The sequence below is a fragment of the Bacillus sp. FSL L8-0193 genome (assembly GCF_037976065.1).
Taxonomy (GTDB): domain Bacteria; phylum Bacillota; class Bacilli; order Bacillales; family Bacillaceae; genus Bacillus; species Bacillus paralicheniformis.
Genome location: NZ_CP150261.1, coordinates 3,284,881 through 3,301,385, shown reverse-complemented (window position 1 = coordinate 3,301,385; position 16,505 = coordinate 3,284,881). Strand labels below are relative to the sequence as shown.

Genomic DNA, 16,505 nt, shown 5'->3' with positions numbered 1-16,505 from the left:
AGGAGAATGACATGCAGGTGAAAGCAGATACGCTGTCGGCGGCAGAACTTTATGTTTTAGCAGGAGCAGCCGGAGTTACCTACATATTCGGTCTTCCGGAACGCGAACAGCTGGCCTTGGCTGAGCCGGATTGTGCAGTAAAAGCAAAAGAGAGCCTGATTGAAAAAGGCATCCTTTTAAAGGAAGGCAAGCTGACCAAGACCGCTTTTTTTCTGATTAAGCTGCTGAAGCAATATCAAGAAAGCGAAGAATTCGTGCGCTTTAATAACGTCATGTGCGCATTTTTGCCGGACGATGAGGAGCGCGTTGTCGCTCTGACTGAAAGAAGCCAGGGCAAAGGCTACACATTAGATTATTTGGAAAAGCGCGAAGTTTATTTATCGCTTATTTCCAACGTGTCATTTTTAGTAAGAGAGCCGCGTGATCAAGACCTCGCTTTTTTGACAAAACCGATGAGCGCCGCTGAAAAAGCCGAAGTCAGGGCAATGGATCTTGATCAAAAAGAAGTTCTTGCTGTGGAAACGTTCAAGCTTGCCTCGCAGCAAAAACCGGCAGACACCGGTTTCCAGACGACAACACTTTACTTTACAAAAGGCGAAGATTTCATCTCGGTTGATCCTTTAAATGATCGATATGAATGGATCAGCCTTTATATTATGAACAACCGGATCTATGACGCACTGCACATCAATTTCAGAGCAGGGAGGGCGATGCTATGAATGCAGAAGGCGGAGCAGGAGGCGGCGGTACAAACATCCATCTCGAGTTTGAAGAAATGATCACCATTTCCAATAAGCTGAAAAGCATCTGCGATATTTATACAGAAGGGGTTCAGAAAGAAATCAAAAACCTTTCAGAATCCGATTTTTATAAAGCCGGACAGGCACCAAAAGCGATTGAAAGCTACGCGGATATTCTCGGGAAGACGATGGAGCTGTTTGATAATTACTGTATAGCTTCCCACATTGTCAGTTATGCGATGGAGAAAATGTATGAAACAGATAAAGAGCTTCAAAAACTCTACAAGATTCAGAAATAGAAATGAGGCGATCATCTAAATGGATGTGAAATACGTACCGGAAGAATGGCAGGGCATGAAAGACGGGCTCGATGCGCTGACGGGCGGACCATATGGCGGCGGTATGAAAGCCGGCCTTATCAAACTCAACGATCTCTTGGAAGATATCGAATCCAAAATCAAAGACAAGGACAGCGACAGGGCGATCAGCTTTACCCACACAAGCAAAAAAAGCAAGATCGAGGAACTGTTTAAGGATTATCAAAAGCTGGCTGACTTTTGCATGAAAGCCGGCAGTTTGGTGGAAGATCACATTGACAGCCCTTTTTATAAAAAAATAGACGCGTTCGCCGAAAAAATGCGCGGACTGACGATACATAATTACACGACCGCGAACCGGATCGGCTCCAAGGAAACCACTTACGTCGGATACGGCATGTCCAAACAAGCGGTCGAAACCGACAAAGCGAAAGTGAGCGTAAATGATATTTTCAAAGACTCGGAATCGTTTGATCACGTACTGAGCAAAGAATTTGAAGAATTCCAGATCAACCACCCCGACATCGAATTATCGTATGAAGAATACATGAAAGCGATTGCCTCTTCCCGCGGATTTGAATACGAATCAATCGGAGATGTCCAAAAGAATCAGGAATTGTGGCGGGATCTTCTGGCCGGTGCAGGCATCATCGTGCTCACCATCTTTTGTGCACCGGCCGGTCTCACGGTGGCCGTCGCCTACGGAGGAGCCAATATTTCGAGCGCCGCAACCGGAAAAGACTGGATGACACAACGGGAGTTAAACACAGACGAAAGGGTTGAAAGAGGCGTGTTCGGCGCCCTTGACATCATCCCGGGGGCAGCCGCGGCAAAAGGTACATTTAAAAGCGCAGCCACAATCGGGCAAATTTCAAGCAAAACAGAACATATGGTACAATCTTTTAAAGACAGCAAAAACATCTGGGCGAACCGCATGAAGGTGAATGGGCTGAAAGCTCAAGACCGACTCAACGACGCAGGCTTCGCCATCAAAAAACAATTCGCCAAAAGCGCCGACGCTTTGAGCGATATTGCCCGCGGTGCAGAAGCAGGAGCCGGCGGCACCCTCGTCCGAAAAGGGTCCAATTACTCCGCCCACGTCAACGACGCCCATAAAGCGTCGAAAGCGAAGATGCAGGATTCGATTCAGCGGGTTGAGAAGGAGATTGAGGCTGGGAAGAGTGTTTCTAAAGGTACGACAAACCTTAAATATAAAGAAGATTACTATGTCGAACACACGACAGGACCCGTTAAAAAGTTTACTGAACGTAATGGTGTTAGTGGTGGACATAATTATGATGAGTTTAAGAATTATTTTGATAGTAATTCTAACAAGTATGAGTTGGAAACTGTTGTTAAGAAAGAACATCCAAGTATAGAAGGAGTTTTTGATATTGAATATAAAGTGAAGTACGAAAAAATGGACTATACCGGAAAAAATGGAACAGGTGAATACAAAGTAATACCTAATAAAGACAAAATGTATAAAAAGACAGTGTATGATCCAAAGATTATTTCGGATGATGAAATAATAAATTTAAGTAAAAAGGCAATGGACGAAGGATTAAGCAATAAAAGAGAAATTCCTCTATTAAAACAAAAGAAGATAAAAATACAAGGACAAACAGAATATAATGGAAAAAAATTAAAATTTGAAGGCATTATGAATTCAGAAACTGGTGAGATAGAAAATGCTTATCCAGTATTAGAATGGGTGGATTAGTATGAACGTATATGAAGAATTTATTGAGATGATGAAACAGAATAATTTGACTAAAGAGGCAGTTATAGATGTTTTGAATCTTTATGTAAATGGACGTAACTTTCTACAGCATTTAGAAGAATTTAAAAATAAAGAGGGAGAGCGCCGTGAGTATAATGGAATAATTTATTCAGATGAATATGAACAAGATGAAGAGGAATACTTTGGACAAAATAAAGTTTTATTTTATTCTGGCGACGGTGACGATGATTACGATATTGTGAGTTATGATGAATTGTATCAGTATATAAGTACTGCGTGTAATTTTTATATAGAAAGAAATCCTGAGAAGAAAGAGCTTATTGAAGAATTATTAATGAAGATTAAAGAAAAATATGATATTAAATAATGGATACCTGAGGAACATAGTGAGATGAAGAAGCTTTCTGTGCAACTTTAGGCTAAACTTTAAGTGGAATGCTTTCTGTACGTTACTATAAGGCACTTTGTTGTTAAAAACAACGGGTGCTTTTTTGTGTAATATAGCTGGTAGAAGGAAAAATAAATTCTTCCCTCAGATCTCAATGGAAATATAGAATAGACATAGTGGATGAACAAATAAGAAGTGTAGCACAAAATATGAGTTCTAGTGAGAAAAAATTAACTTATTTAAATGTTAAACTAACCTATTAAAAGGAGGTATTGGTTTTGCAGATTTCAAGGGTGCTGGACTTGTGGTAGAGACTAAAGATTTACCAGAAAGTCTCTGGTTAAAGTCTGACGAGGCAAAATTTGAATGGCTAGATAACGCAATTGGAGGAAGACCAGAAGGTATGACATGGCACCATACTGAAGTGCCAGGTAAAATGGAGTTAGTACCTTTTGGAATACACAATATAACTATTCATAATGGTGGCAGATCTACTGGAATGTGGGCAGATGTTCCGAGATAGCATTTAGAAAGGAGAAGAAATAAGCTAAGAGTTGCTGTATGACTCAAATGAGATATAATCAAAAACGCATGCGACTGAAAGCAAAAGGCAAGCTCAACGACCGTAGCTCATTGACAAAGTTTATTAAAATAAATGTGGTGGACTTTCAGTGAATATTAATCAAGCTCATAAAATTTTGAATAAGCTGGGGAAATCAACTACTCTTGAAGATAGTTGCATTAAAGAGAATGTTGCTCCGTATGAAAATTTTTATATATTGAAGAAAGACAAAGATAAATGGGTTTATGGTTTGTTTATGGTTGAAAGACAAAATAACCCTTATTTGGAAATAACAAAAGAATTTTACAATGAAGTTGAAGGGGCAAAACACTTTTTTCTGGATAGGTTATCTTCTTTTTATTTTTTAGAAAAGTTTCAGCTTTTTGTGATGGAACATGAAGAGTTGGATATAGGTGGACCTACATTTGATCAAAGTAAGCTTTTTCAAGCCATGTCTATATTAGGGATCCCTGCTTCTTTATTTGCTTTGGGACAATTACAAGTAAAAAATAGAGCGATTATGCTAGAGATGGAAGACGAAGCAAGTTCGATTGTCTCTTTTGTCAACAATAAAGGTAATGTGATTCAATCTACATTAGCAATCCAAAATCAAAGAGCACTGTTTATTGCGTTCAAAAAAGTTTATTTGCTTTATCAATTTGAAAATGAAGTGAAAAATTTGTTGGAAGCTGAAGGAATAGCAAATAATTTCTCTGAAGGAGACATAAGTACTTTTCTTTTATAATGAAATTAAAATCGACCATCTATCTATTATAGATGGTCGATTTTAATTGAAACTACATAAGGTTATGGAGACAGAGAGTAAAGATTACACTATTCTTAAATATCACAATGATACAATAGATAAAGGTTATATAAAAGAAGTTTCAATTACAAAAGGTGGTCTTTAGAAATGCATAATTTGTTGAAGGAAAACCTTGGTGAGGATTATGCGGTTATAAGTCATGCTGAAGAAAATAAAATAGGGGTTTATCAAAAGTTTAATAACTGTATTTATCAAGAAACATTTGTTGAACTTCAAGAAAACACGGAAAACAATATATATTATTTAATATTAAATCAAAGAGGGAATGGATTTATTAAAGAGCAATTTGATAATAAAGAAGAGGGAATTTGTGCACTCGGTATTTATGCGGTTTCTATTTTAGGTGATCGTATTCGAGATATTGAAACACAAGATAAAATATTAGAGTTAGAAGATAATGAAATAAAATCTTTAAATAAATTATTAGATTTGAAAATTGGTGAGAATTATTTTTCAATTTTTAAAGAAAAAAAGATTTCTGTTAACTTAGAACAAACAAAAAATGGATTATATAATATTTTTTATATGACTCCTGACTTCAAAAAAGTTTATTTAATTAAAGATAGAGAAGCTCCAAGTGCATTTCTTGTATTGTATAACTTTTCCTTAAAATTAAAAGAAGTTATCTCTCTTTTAAATCTATGGAAAAACGATTTCAATATAAGTATGCAGTTTGAAGAGAAGATAAGAAGATTGATTTTAGGAAAATAATATTTGATGTATAATTATTTTTAAATGAATATGATTTAAAACTAAAACGCATGGAAATCGATCTCCATGCGTTTTCAAGATGAATCAACAAAGCGGGTGTGCCAAATGAAAAGAAGAATAATATCGTTTCAGTGGAACGATGATAACCATATCTCACAATTTAAAAAAAGACTGTACTCCACTATCCTTGGCGGGGTTATCGGTGATGCGCTGGGCGTCCCTGTGGAATTTAAAGCTAGAAACTTAAATATCACTGGAATGATAGGGTACGGGACTTATAATCAACCGCCTGGGACATGGTCAGATGATACATCACTCACTTTGTGTTTAATGGAGAATCTGATCGAAAAAAAAGATGAGACCGAATTGATGAAAAAGTTTGCTGCGTATCGGGAAGGGTACTGGACTCCATACGGCAGCATGTTTGATATTGGCAGAGCGACTGATGATGCAATCGAGCGCTTCAAAAGGGGCGTTCCAATTGAACAATGCGGCGGAGCGTCTGAGTTTGATAATGGAAACGGAGCATTGATGAGAATATCTCCGTTGGCTTTTATGCTATGGAACGAATCAGATTTTTCAAAAAGACAAGCTGAGATCGAAAGGTGGGCATTTATTACACATCGTCATCCCCGATCTACGCTGGGATGTATCATTTATATAGAATTCTTAATAAACTTGTTTGATCATTCTCCTAAAGAGGCATATAAACAAGCAGTCCATTCTTGTGTGGAGAATTTGAGAGGAACCGAGTATGAAAATGAGTTTTCTGCCTATAAGAGGATACTCAATGATGACATTGCGGGTGTTAAAAGAGAAGACATCATGTCAGACGGCTATGTTGTGCACTCTTTAGAAGCGGCATTGTGGTGTTTCCTCAATTCAGACCGTTATTCTGATGCTGTATTGGAAGCAGTGAACCTGGGGGAAGACACAGATACAATTGCCTTTATTACAGGTACAATGGCTGGAATGTATGATCAAATGGAAAGCATCCCGGAAGAATGGATCACTGCCTTGCCTAGGATAGATGACATTCTGGATTTGTCTGAAAGGTTCACTCAGTTCTGTTTTGAAAAATCAAAGCAATAGCGCTTGTCTAGGTGAAAAAGAAAATGCCGGCTGACAGAGCATTTTCTTACTCACATCAAAAACCGCTTGCTTTTCTCCAAAAATCCATCTATAATAAATCATGTCTTAAATATACGGGGCATTAGCTCAGCTGGGAGAGCGCTACACTGGCAGTGTAGAGGTCAGCGGTTCGAGCCCGCTATGCTCCATCTTTAAAACCCTTGAAGATTCAAGGGTTTTTTTGTTGCCTTTTTTACGCGATCCATTTTTGCGGGTTGATGGCCTATCTGTCTGTACGGTATTTGACGACTGGCCATTTTTCTTTTCGCAGAGCGTTCATCAGCTCCGGTCCTACATGCAAATGCTCTTCAATAAGCTCTCTTGGAGTCAGCGCCATCCACTGATTTAATGAAATGTCTGCAAAGCGGCTGCTTTTGAATATTTCTAAAAACCACAGGCTTTCGCTGCCTGTATTTTGAATGTAATGTCCCATGGCAAACGGGACATATCCGACATCCCCCGCCCGGTAATTAAAGGTGCGGGCAGTCCCGTTTGCCGCAAATACTGTCATTCGCCCGGTTCCTGAGATATAGTACTGCCATTCATCGTTGTTCGGGTGCCAATGCATTTCCCTCATTCCGCCGGGCTTGACTTCGACGAGTGCGGCGGCGATCGTTGTCGAAATTGGAAAGTTTGAAGAATCAACAATTCGCACCGTTCCGCCGGGTGTTACGATAGGCTTTTGTGCAAACAGCCTGTAAGCGAAGCTTTTTGGTACGGTTCCATACGGGTCGGGCACTTTTTGGTTTTCGAGCGGTCCCGGCACTTTTGCTTGGAAGATGTATCGCTGTTTGTCGGGGATGCGGGCGAAGGCGCTTTCGTGTACACCGAAATTCGCGGCCAGAACATCTTTCGGTGTGTGTGCGAACCAATCTGTAATCGTGAAGGTATCGAACTCGGAGAAGTTCCCGTCGTCAAAAACGAGGAGAAATTCGCAGCCATCCTCAAGCCCTTGAATCGAGTGCGGTATTCCGGCGGGAAAGAACCACAAATCCCCGGGGCCGACATCGGCGATAAAGTTTCGGCCGTCCTGATCGACGGCGGTAATGCGCGCATGGCCCAAAATCATGTAAGCCCATTCCGATTGCTTATGCCAATGCAGCTCGCGCACCCCGCCTGGCGTCAGCCGCATGTTGACGCCGGCAATCGTCGTTGATACCGGCAGCTCCCGGACAGTTATTTCGCGCGACCAGCCGCCATGATTTAACTGCATATGTGTGTCTGAAAAAGAAAACTTTAAATTGGGGATTGCTCCGGCATCTGTTTTTGGAGGAACGAACATGTCGGGATTCTCTAAATCCCGCATCACGTCGCGGGGCCCAAAATCAGTCGCGCCCGCACCATCGTGTCTTATTGGATGAGGCACGCGATTGTACCAAGCTGGAGTCCCGGCTGTTCTTTTCATGTAAAAAGCTCCCTTCACAGGTCGTGTATACCGAAATTTATGACAGGGACGCTTAAAATATATCAAATCGAAAAAAATCGGAGCCTTATTAAGCCGCTTTTAAAAAAACTAGATGGACAGATTTGCATTTCCTTTGGCAGCAGAAGAAAACCTTCGATTTAAAGTCTGCACGGCACGGGCTCCTGCTGTTTGCCTTCCACCGCTAACGATTACTGACTGAATGATTTCGCCCGAAGCTGAATAAGAATGAGATAGAAAGCATCCGGGCAATTTTCGAACGGCTACATGAATGAATACTATGTGACAAGAAAGAAGGGAGCGTTGATGAAAAAGCTTTGCCGGGAAGTCTGGGTAGAGGTAAACCTTGATGCGATTAAAAAAAATTTGCGCGCATTTCGGCGGCATATTCCGAAGAGGAGCAAGATTATGGCTGTCGTAAAAGCGAACGCTTATGGTCACGGCTCGGTGGAAGTGGCACGCCATGCACTGGAAAACGGCGCGAGTGAGCTCGCCGTTGCCTCGGTGGAGGAAGCGGTCGTTTTGCGAAAATCGGGGATTGACGCACCGATCCTTGTGCTCGGTTTCACCCCGCTTAGCTGTGTGAAAGAAGCGGCAGCTTGGAATATATCGTTATCAGCATTTCAAGTTGACTGGATTAAAGAAGCGAACGAGATATTGGAAACAGAAGCAACCCCTGACCGGCTGTCTGTTCATATCAATGTGGATACCGGCATGGGGCGTTTAGGTGTACGCACAAAAGAAAGGCTTTTAGCAATTGTGGAAGCGCTGGCGGCTAGTGAAAACCTTAGATGGGAAGGGATTTTCACGCATTTTTCCACAGCTGACGAACCGGATACTGAGCTAACCATGATTCAACACGAAAAGTTTATCAGCTTTCTTCGTTTTCTGAAAGAACAAGGCTTTAAGCTGCCTACGGTGCATATGAACAACACGGCCGCGGCGATCGCTTTTCCGGAATTCAGCGCTGATATGATTCGCTTAGGTATCGGAATGTATGGATTATATCCTTCCGATTATATCAGGCAGCTCAATCTCGTTAAGCTTGTGCCTGCACTAAGCTTGAAGGCGCGCATCGCTTATGTGAAAACCATGTTGACAGAACCGCGGACCGTTAGTTATGGGGCTACATATGTTGCTGAGCGCGGGGAAGTGATTGCCACGATTCCGGTCGGCTATGCTGACGGTTATTCCCGTGAACTTTCCAATCGCGGATTTATTCTACACCGCGGAAGACGGGTGCCGGTGGCGGGAAGAGTAACAATGGACATGATAATGGTCAGTCTGGGAGAGAGCGAAGGTAAACAAGGAGAGGAAGTCGTGATTTACGGCCGGCAAAAGGGAGCTGAAATTTCCGTTGATGAAGTTGCGGAAATGCTTGATACGATCAATTATGAAGTGGTATCTACAATAAGCTGGCGCGTCCCCCGCTTTTATATAAGAGACGGCAAGATTTTTAAAAAGTCGACCCCGCTGTTATACGTGTAGTTTTCCCATACTCACAGGCTGTTTTCTCGATCATTGATAAAATAGGAAAAGTGCAAATTCTTGACAAAAAAATTTATTTATGCTATAATTTACTAATTGAATATTGGTGTGTATAATAGGATTCTCCTGGCCGGGAGAATCCTATTTTTTTTGCGTTTGATGAAGGAGTGTACGACATGAAAAAAGATGAATCGAGTGTAACGTCTCTTATTTCGGCTTTTGGCAGAGCTTATCACAGCCAATATGATGAACCAAAAATTTTTGATGACAATCTAGCCAAAACGCTCATTTCCCAACAAGAATTTTCTGATATTAAAAACAGTTTCATTCAAGGTATACAGTTCTTCAACAAAGATATAGCGGAAAAATACGAGGGAGACGATGAAGAAATATTAAAATGGGTCACACAAATTCAGCTCTCTCCGACGCCGCTCGCGCGTGCCGCATATTGCGAAAGCGTGCTGCACCATGAGATTCGGTTTGGAGCAGAACAATACGTGATTCTTGGGGCAGGGCTGGATACTTTTTGTTTTCGGAACCTAGAGTTAAAAGGCAAAATTGATATCTTTGAAATTGACCATCCGGCGACACAAAAATGGAAAAAGGAAAGGCTGGACAAAGCAGGTTTTCACATCCCGGCCCACCTTCATTTTATTCCTTTGGACTTTGCCAAGGCATTTTCTTATCAAGAATTGGCTGATAAGGGTTTTCATTTTAACAAAAAAACGTTCTTTAGCTTTTTGGGCGTTTCCTACTACTTAACAAAGGAAGAAACCGAAAAATTGCTGAGACAATTAATGGCTGATCTTCCTTCAGGAAGTTCGATCGTTTTTGATTATGCGGATGAAAACCTGTTCAAAGAAAAAGGTTTCTCCAACAGGGTGGAAAATATGGTGAAAATGGCAGCGGCAGGCGGAGAACCGATGAAGTCATGCTATTCGTATCAGGAAATCCAGCATATGCTGGAGCAATCCGGACTGCTCGTTTATGAGCATTTGTCACCGTCGGATATTCAAGAGCGTTATTTTAAAAATCGAAAAGATGATCTGTCAGCCTTTGAAACGATTCACTACATTCATGCCGTGAAAAATTAAACACGAATCAAGAAAAACGCCCGGGGCCGGGCGTTTTTCCTATTTTAAGCCGCGCGATCGTCTTTCTGTTTTTCTTGGGGGAGTACAAGCTGTTTAGGAGGGCATTTGCGCTGCGTCAATTCGGACACAGCGAAGATCGTCATAAATGCTGTAACCGCAGCCAGCGTCCGGAAAGGAAAGAGGACTGTGCCGTCTTCAATCATCGGATACGGCAGAAGCGGCGGGATGCCGAATGCGGGTTCACCGCCGCCCAGCCTCAGAATGACCGCAACTGCAAATCCGGAAATTGACCCGTACAGGTTTGCTCTTTTATAAAAGAGGGCCATTGTTAACTGGGGAAAAAGAATGCAATAAACTAAATCCGATGCCAAATACCATAAAGTATAAACGCTTTTGACATTCAGCGCGATGATCGCTGCTCCCGCGCCGAACAAAATGATTGAGCGTTTGACGACTTTTTGCAGCTGTTTTTGGGTGGCCTTCGGCTTGATCAGCGGACGGTAAATATTCCATGCGGCCATTGATGATGCCGATAGAATCGATGAGTCCATGCTTGACATAACGGCAGCTGCAATTGCACCCAAACCGATGCCAGCGATAATTCCCGGCGTTAAATACGCAAGCGTTTGCGGCAAAATCATCGCCGGGTTATCCGGAGCGCTCGCTCCGAACAGGCTCCAATCCGCACTGTTTCCGGCAGCTCCGATGATCACGCACGGAATGGCGGCAATGATACAGATCACTCCGGCAATAATCGACTGCCACATGGCGGCGTTTTCCGATTTTGCCGAAAGAACGCGCTGAAAGTACACCTGCCATGCGATACCACCGAAAATTAAGAGGAGCGCATTATCCCACCAGTTCCAAAACAGGTTTCCCCATTCAGGATTTTTCCAGCCGTCCAACGGCGGAAACAGATTGGCGCTGCTTCCGAAATCGTGCCTGTAATTTGCCCATACGATATCGAATGAACCGACATTTGACAACACAAATGGGACGACTAAAAACAGCCCAAGCAAAATGATGATCATTTGGAAGACATCTGTGAAAGCGACTGCCCACATGCCTCCGGCCACCGTATAAGCGATGGCGATCATCGCCGAAAGAATAATCGACGTTTGGAAATCGATATTCAGAATCATTCCGAAAGTCGTGCCCAATGCCGTTAAGATCGCGGCGCTCCAAAACAATTCTCCTAACAGCGCCGGTATATATAAAACACCGGCCATCCGCTTACCGAAGCGCTGTTCGAGAGGATCGATAATGGTCATAAATTGATGACGGCGCATTTTTCTGGCGAAGAAAATACCGCCGATAATCAGGCTTAATGCGTAGCCCCAGGGTGCCTGGGCCCAGATGAGACCGTCGCTGTAAGCCGATTCGGCCGTTCCGTTAATATATCCGCCGCCGACCCATGTTGCGGCCATCGTCACCATTCCGACGAAAAACGGCATGCTCCTTTTTGCCACGATCATATCAGAAAAAGAATTTGATTTCTTTGCTGCGTAAAAAGCGCCTAAATAATAGGTGAAAGCAAAGAATATCATCATGGAGATAAAGCCGCCCCAATGAATGTCTGCATTCGAAATGCCGATATACGCGAGTAAGCCTCCCGCAAACAACACAAAAATACCTAATTTGATCCAGTTTTTTTTCTTCTCAGCATAATTCATGTATGCACATCGCCTCCGGTAATAATTTTTCGAATTTTCTTGAAATTAAAATGTGAAAAAAGGTTTTGCGCCACTCTGGGAAGTATGCAAACTGCTGACTTCAGAGCGGATAAAACCTTTTTATTCCTTGTTATCAATCGGTATAAACTCAAAAATCTCTCCGGATTGGACAGATTTCGCGAGTCTCAGCAGCCAGTCATAATACGGTTTTGACTGTTCCAACTGGTCATAAAGAGTTCTCGCTTCTTCTTTTATACTTTCGTCAAGCCCATCGCTTTCGACGATGTCCTCCAATGCTTTTTGAGCGTCTTGAATGGCCATGAGATTCACTTTGACTTCCCTTTCCCATTTTTGCGGGAAAAAGCTTGTGAAAAATTTGAAGAAATCCTTTTCAGCAACAAAGCTGTGTTTTCTTCTTCCTCTATGGAATGTCTTTTTGACGACGTTTAAGTCTTGGAGTTTTTTTACGCTTGTGCTCATGCTGGGCTTGCTCATTTGCAGTTCTTCCCGCATTTCGTCCAGTGTCATTTCATCCGAAAGGTACATGGTTCCGTACAAAATACCCGCACTCCGGGTAATGCCGTACAGATCCATCGTTTCTGCGATTGAATCAATGACAAGATCCTTTGCCTGTGCGATCGCTTCTTTTGCTGAAAGATCACGGGGATTGTCCATAACTTGCCTCCTTTCACAGGAGCGGAACATCAGCATTGCAGATTCAATGCCCCCCGAAAAATCGGGGATTGATCTGAAATCCGCGTTAAGTTTGTTAAGTTATTTCTGTATGTTCTTTATCTTAACGAAAGAAATTCAAATGTCAAAATCAAATTTTTTTTTCAAACGGCCTCAGCCCATGTGAGCTCTGCATTCACATAAAATTCAAAAAAAATAATCAGACTGATTCCCTTTGACACAAAAAATGGCGCATGATAAATTCAAAGTGTTCAAAACGTTAAATTTTTATTTAACAAACTTTGCGTAATGAGGAGGCTGCTTTTATGAGTCAAACACTTTTCATTGACGGAAAGTGGGTGGGCGCCAAAAAAGGCGAAACCCGCCAAATTATCAACCCTTACAATCAAGAGCATATTGAAACCGTCAGTGAAGGAGACAGAGAAGACGCTGTTCGGGCGATTTCCGCAGCGCGCCGCGCCTTTGACGACGGCGAGTGGGCGAATACGCCGGGTCTTGAACGAGGCAACATCGTATTAAAGATCGCCGAACTGATCAGACGCGACCACGAAGAGCTGGCAGAGCTTGAATCGCTTGACACCGGCAAGACGCTTGAAGAAAGCAGAGCCGATATGGATGATATTGCAAACGTATTTCAATATTATGCAGGGCTTGCGGATAAAGATGGCGGAGAAGTCATTTCTTCACCGATTCCCGATTCTAAAAGCGAAATTGTCAGGGAGCCGGTCGGTGTCTGCGGGCAGATCACCCCATGGAATTATCCGCTCCTGCAGGCAAGCTGGAAAATCGCTCCGGCTTTGGCGGCGGGCAACACAATCGTTGTCAAACCAAGTGAAATCACACCGTTGACAACCATTAAGATCTTCAAGCTGATGGAAGAAGCCGGTGTGCCTAAAGGGGTTGCCAACCTTGTTCTCGGCCCCGGGGCCACTGTCGGCGATGAACTTGCCAGAAATACAGACGTCGACTTAATTTCTTTCACCGGCGGAATTGAAACCGGAAAGAAAATCATGCAGGCTGCAAGTACGAATGTGAAAAAAATTGCGCTTGAGCTTGGCGGGAAAAATCCGAATATTGTGTTTAAAGACGCAGATTTTGACGTAGCGGTTGACCAGGCGCTGAATGCGGTATTCTTCCACGCAGGACAGGTTTGCTCCGCGGGTGCTCGTCTTCTCGTTGAAAAATCCATTCATGACGAGTTTGTCGCAGAGCTTGTCAAACGTGCGAAAAAAATCAAGCTCGGCAACGGATTCCACGAGGAGACACAGAGCGGTCCGCTCATTTCAGCTGAACACCGCAGCAAAGTTGAAAAATATGTGGAAATCGGCCTGCAAGAAGGCGCCAAGTTGGAAACAGGCGGAAAGCGTCCGGAGGACCCTGAACTTGCAAATGGATTCTTCTATCTGCCGACGATCTTCTCGGGCTGTACATCAGATATGAGAATCGTTCAGGAAGAAGTATTCGGTCCTGTATTAACAGTTGAATCATTCAAAACAGAAGAAGAAGTGGTCTCACTTGCAAACGATACGATTTACGGCTTAGCCGGCGCCGTTTGGTCAAAAGACATCGAAAAAGCGGAACGCGTCGCTTCCAAACTGCGCATGGGAACCGTCTGGATCAATGATTTCCACCCGTATTTCGCACAAGCGCCTTGGGGAGGTTACAAGCAGTCAGGCATCGGCCGCGAGCTTGGCCGCATGGGCCTTGAAGAATACACGGAAGTGAAGCACGTCTACCGCAATACGAAACCGGCGGCTGTCAATTGGTTTAAAGCATAAGAAGGAGGAAATGATTCATGACTTTAAATATGAAAGTAGAAGCGATGAACAAATTCCACACGTTTGAAATCCCGACCGTCATTAAGCACGGAATCGGAGCCGTTAAACATGTGGGCGAAGAAGTGAAAAAACTTGGCGTTTCAAAAGCGCTGCTTGTCACAGACCCCGGCATCTACAAAGCAGGTGTAACAAACCCGGTCGTTGAATCCCTTCAGGAAGCAGGCGTTGAAGTTGTCGTCTTTAATAAAGTCGAGCCGAATCCGCCTGTCCGTCTTGTCGCTGAAGGTTCCAAACTGTATGCTGAAGAAAACTGCGACGGCCTTGTAGCAGTCGGCGGCGGAAGCTCAATGGATACGGCGAAAGCGATCGGAGTCGAAGCCACTCATGAAGGCTCGGTTCTTGACTATGAAGCGGCAGAAGGAAAGAAGCCTCTTGAAAACCGGATTCCTCCGCTTACAACGATCCCGACGACTGCCGGAACCGGCTCAGAAGTTACACAATGGGCGGTTATCACAGATGAAGAGCGTGAATTTAAATTCAATACGGGCGGCCCGCTGATTGCTGCTCACTTGACAGTTATCGATCCTGAATTGCATGTATCAATGCCTCCGCACGTCACAGCGATGACCGGCGTTGACGCTTTGGCTCACGCCATCGAGTGCTATACGATGAAATTTGCTCAGCCGATAACTGACGCGGTGGCCCTTCTTGCCATCGAATACGGCGCACATTACATCCGCAGAGCGTTTGCCGATGGGGAAGATCTTGAAGCGAGATACGGCATGGCGCAGGCGGCTATGCTTGCAGGCCTTTCTTACGGAAGCGAATCTGCAGGCGCTGCTCACGCGATGAGCCAGACGCTCGGAGGAATCATTCCTGTCGCGCACGGCCAATGTGTGGCGGCGATGATGGGTCCTGTAATGGAATACAACTGGAAAGGCTACCCTGAAAAATTTGCCCGCATTGCAAAAGCGTTCGGCATTGACACAAGCGGCATGTCTACAGTGGAAGCGGCTAAAGCTGCAGTGAACTGGATGTATCAGCTTGTGGAAGACTTGGAGATTCCTAGTCTTGAAGAGCAAGGCGTATCACCTGACATGATCGACCGCCTTTCAAAAGAAGCGATGAAAGATCCGCAAACGGTCGGAAACCCGAGAGACCTGAACGAAAAAGCGTACAATTGGATTTACAAACGCTGCTTTAATCTAACCCCGAAAACTGTATAAAGAAATGCATGAATCCCGCTGTGTGAACGCACAGCGGGCTTTCTCAATTTGAGAAAAAAAGGGATGCATTGTAAAATAAATCACATCTTGAAAAAAGGGGATGGGTTGAATGTGGAAAAAGCACACGGCTGTTGCAGAGAACGTATACATAGCGGACACACCGTCATTTGTGACAGAGAAACAAGAAAAGATTGTGATTGATTATGGGGGAATACCGGGTGATCTGCATTTTGGACTGACGAAAAAAGCGGGAGCAAGGGAGCCGATGTATAAAAGAGGGACGGAGATTTTCAACAGGAGGCAGATTTCAATTGTCTCGGTCGAAGAGTGTCTTGAGATTGCCGGACGGCTGAACGTTCCTGCGGTCCTTCCGGAATGGCTCGGGGCTAATATCGCATTAAGCGGACTGCCTGATTTAACTTCATTAAGAGAAGGAAGCAGAATCGTTTTTCCAAGCGGCGCCTCTCTGTTGAGCGAGGGTGAGAACGAGCCGTGCATTCAGCCCGGAGAAGTCATTCAGGAGCAGTTTCCCGACAAACCGAAGCTTGCTTCGCGCTTTGTGCGCCATGCGATCGGAAGAAGGGGAATCGTCTGCGTCGTCGAACGCCCCGGCTTGATCCATCAAGGCGACCAGGCAGAAGTGTGGGCGTATTCGCCTGCTGCCACGAAAGACGCCAGGTCGTTTGCCTGAGCGGATGAAAAGCCCCGGGC

17 protein-coding genes and 1 tRNA gene are annotated in these 16,505 nt (G+C 43.7%); 15 read left to right on the top strand and 3 right to left on the bottom strand.

Annotated features, from left to right (window positions below; translation table 11 throughout):
* The first annotated feature begins 11 nt into the window (after nucleotides 1-11).
* The 10 genes from MHH76_RS16600 (at nucleotide 12) to MHH76_RS16555 (ending at nucleotide 6,568) form a co-directional block, all read left to right on the top strand.
* A complete protein-coding gene (locus MHH76_RS16600; protein WP_020452733.1) occupies nucleotides 12-719 on the top strand; it encodes a DUF5081 family protein in 708 nt (235 codons plus the stop codon).
* Nucleotides 716-1,039: a hypothetical protein gene (locus MHH76_RS16595; protein WP_043054449.1), complete on the top strand. Its 324-nt coding sequence runs from the start codon at nucleotides 716-718 to the stop codon at nucleotides 1,037-1,039. Before MHH76_RS16600 ends, MHH76_RS16595 begins: the two co-directional genes overlap by 4 nt.
* A 19-nt stretch (nucleotides 1,040-1,058) precedes the next feature.
* On the top strand, nucleotides 1,059-2,780 hold the full coding sequence (locus MHH76_RS16590; RefSeq protein WP_052500263.1) for an EndoU domain-containing protein: 1,722 nt from the start codon (nucleotides 1,059-1,061) through the stop codon (nucleotides 2,778-2,780).
* 1 nt (nucleotide 2,781) lies between these two features.
* On the top strand, nucleotides 2,782-3,168 hold the full coding sequence (gene cdiI, locus MHH76_RS16585; RefSeq protein WP_020452731.1) for a ribonuclease toxin immunity protein CdiI: 387 nt from the start codon (nucleotides 2,782-2,784) through the stop codon (nucleotides 3,166-3,168).
* Between the two features lie 137 nt (nucleotides 3,169-3,305).
* Nucleotides 3,306-3,452, top strand: coding sequence for a polymorphic toxin type 15 domain-containing protein (locus MHH76_RS16580; RefSeq protein ID WP_075213391.1), 147 nt, complete (start codon nucleotides 3,306-3,308; stop codon nucleotides 3,450-3,452).
* A gap of 41 nt (nucleotides 3,453-3,493) precedes the next feature.
* Nucleotides 3,494-3,712, top strand: coding sequence for an HNH endonuclease (locus tag MHH76_RS16575; protein WP_020452730.1), 219 nt, complete (start codon nucleotides 3,494-3,496; stop codon nucleotides 3,710-3,712).
* A 148-nt stretch (nucleotides 3,713-3,860) separates the two neighbouring features.
* Nucleotides 3,861-4,496 carry a hypothetical protein gene (locus MHH76_RS16570; RefSeq protein ID WP_043054448.1) on the top strand — a complete coding sequence of 212 codons (636 nt, stop codon included), beginning with the start codon at nucleotides 3,861-3,863 and terminating at the stop codon, nucleotides 4,494-4,496.
* A 168-nt stretch (nucleotides 4,497-4,664) separates the two neighbouring features.
* Complete coding sequence (locus MHH76_RS16565) at nucleotides 4,665-5,288, top strand: hypothetical protein (protein ID WP_043054447.1); 624 nt, start codon at nucleotides 4,665-4,667, stop codon at nucleotides 5,286-5,288.
* A gap of 105 nt (nucleotides 5,289-5,393) precedes the next feature.
* The gene (locus MHH76_RS16560) at nucleotides 5,394-6,380 is read left to right on the top strand and encodes an ADP-ribosylglycohydrolase family protein (protein ID WP_025809667.1); all 987 of its coding nucleotides are present in this window, start codon (nucleotides 5,394-5,396) and stop codon (nucleotides 6,378-6,380) included.
* A gap of 115 nt (nucleotides 6,381-6,495) precedes the next feature.
* A tRNA-Ala gene (locus tag MHH76_RS16555) sits at nucleotides 6,496-6,568 on the top strand.
* Nucleotides 6,569-6,642: 74 nt separating this feature from the next.
* Here the strand turns inward: MHH76_RS16555 and MHH76_RS16550 are convergent.
* Nucleotides 6,643-7,824 carry an oxalate decarboxylase family bicupin gene (locus MHH76_RS16550; RefSeq protein ID WP_025809665.1) on the bottom strand — a complete coding sequence of 394 codons (1,182 nt, stop codon included), beginning with the start codon at nucleotides 7,822-7,824 and terminating at the stop codon, nucleotides 6,643-6,645.
* A 324-nt stretch (nucleotides 7,825-8,148) separates the two neighbouring features.
* Between MHH76_RS16550 and alr the strand changes: the two genes are divergently transcribed.
* Together alr and MHH76_RS16540 are read left to right on the top strand one after the other, a co-directional pair.
* Entirely contained in the window at nucleotides 8,149-9,330 is a 1,182-nt protein-coding gene (alr, locus tag MHH76_RS16545) for an alanine racemase (protein ID WP_025809663.1), read from the top strand.
* Between the two features lie 176 nt (nucleotides 9,331-9,506).
* Nucleotides 9,507-10,424: a class I SAM-dependent methyltransferase gene (locus MHH76_RS16540; RefSeq protein ID WP_023856015.1), complete on the top strand. Its 918-nt coding sequence runs from the start codon at nucleotides 9,507-9,509 to the stop codon at nucleotides 10,422-10,424.
* A gap of 44 nt (nucleotides 10,425-10,468) precedes the next feature.
* On the opposite strand, the gene MHH76_RS16535 is transcribed toward MHH76_RS16540, so the two are convergent.
* Both MHH76_RS16535 and MHH76_RS16530 read right to left on the bottom strand, forming a co-directional pair.
* The gene (locus tag MHH76_RS16535) at nucleotides 10,469-12,097 is read right to left on the bottom strand and encodes a sodium:solute symporter family protein (protein ID WP_023856014.1); all 1,629 of its coding nucleotides are present in this window, start codon (nucleotides 12,095-12,097) and stop codon (nucleotides 10,469-10,471) included.
* A 120-nt stretch (nucleotides 12,098-12,217) separates the two neighbouring features.
* A complete protein-coding gene (locus MHH76_RS16530; RefSeq protein WP_023856013.1) occupies nucleotides 12,218-12,772 on the bottom strand; it encodes a GbsR/MarR family transcriptional regulator in 555 nt (184 codons plus the stop codon).
* 323 nt (nucleotides 12,773-13,095) lie between these two features.
* Between MHH76_RS16530 and betB the strand changes: the two genes are divergently transcribed.
* From betB to MHH76_RS16515, 3 genes are all read left to right on the top strand, one after another.
* Nucleotides 13,096-14,568 (top strand): betaine-aldehyde dehydrogenase, encoded by a 1,473-nt coding sequence (gene betB / locus MHH76_RS16525; protein ID WP_339223511.1) that lies wholly within the window; start codon nucleotides 13,096-13,098, stop codon nucleotides 14,566-14,568.
* Between the two features lie 17 nt (nucleotides 14,569-14,585).
* Entirely contained in the window at nucleotides 14,586-15,794 is a 1,209-nt protein-coding gene (locus MHH76_RS16520) for an iron-containing alcohol dehydrogenase (protein ID WP_020452714.1), read from the top strand.
* A gap of 109 nt (nucleotides 15,795-15,903) precedes the next feature.
* Nucleotides 15,904-16,485 carry an MOSC domain-containing protein gene (locus tag MHH76_RS16515; protein WP_020452713.1) on the top strand — a complete coding sequence of 194 codons (582 nt, stop codon included), beginning with the start codon at nucleotides 15,904-15,906 and terminating at the stop codon, nucleotides 16,483-16,485.
* The last annotated feature ends 20 nt before the right edge of the window (nucleotides 16,486-16,505 follow it).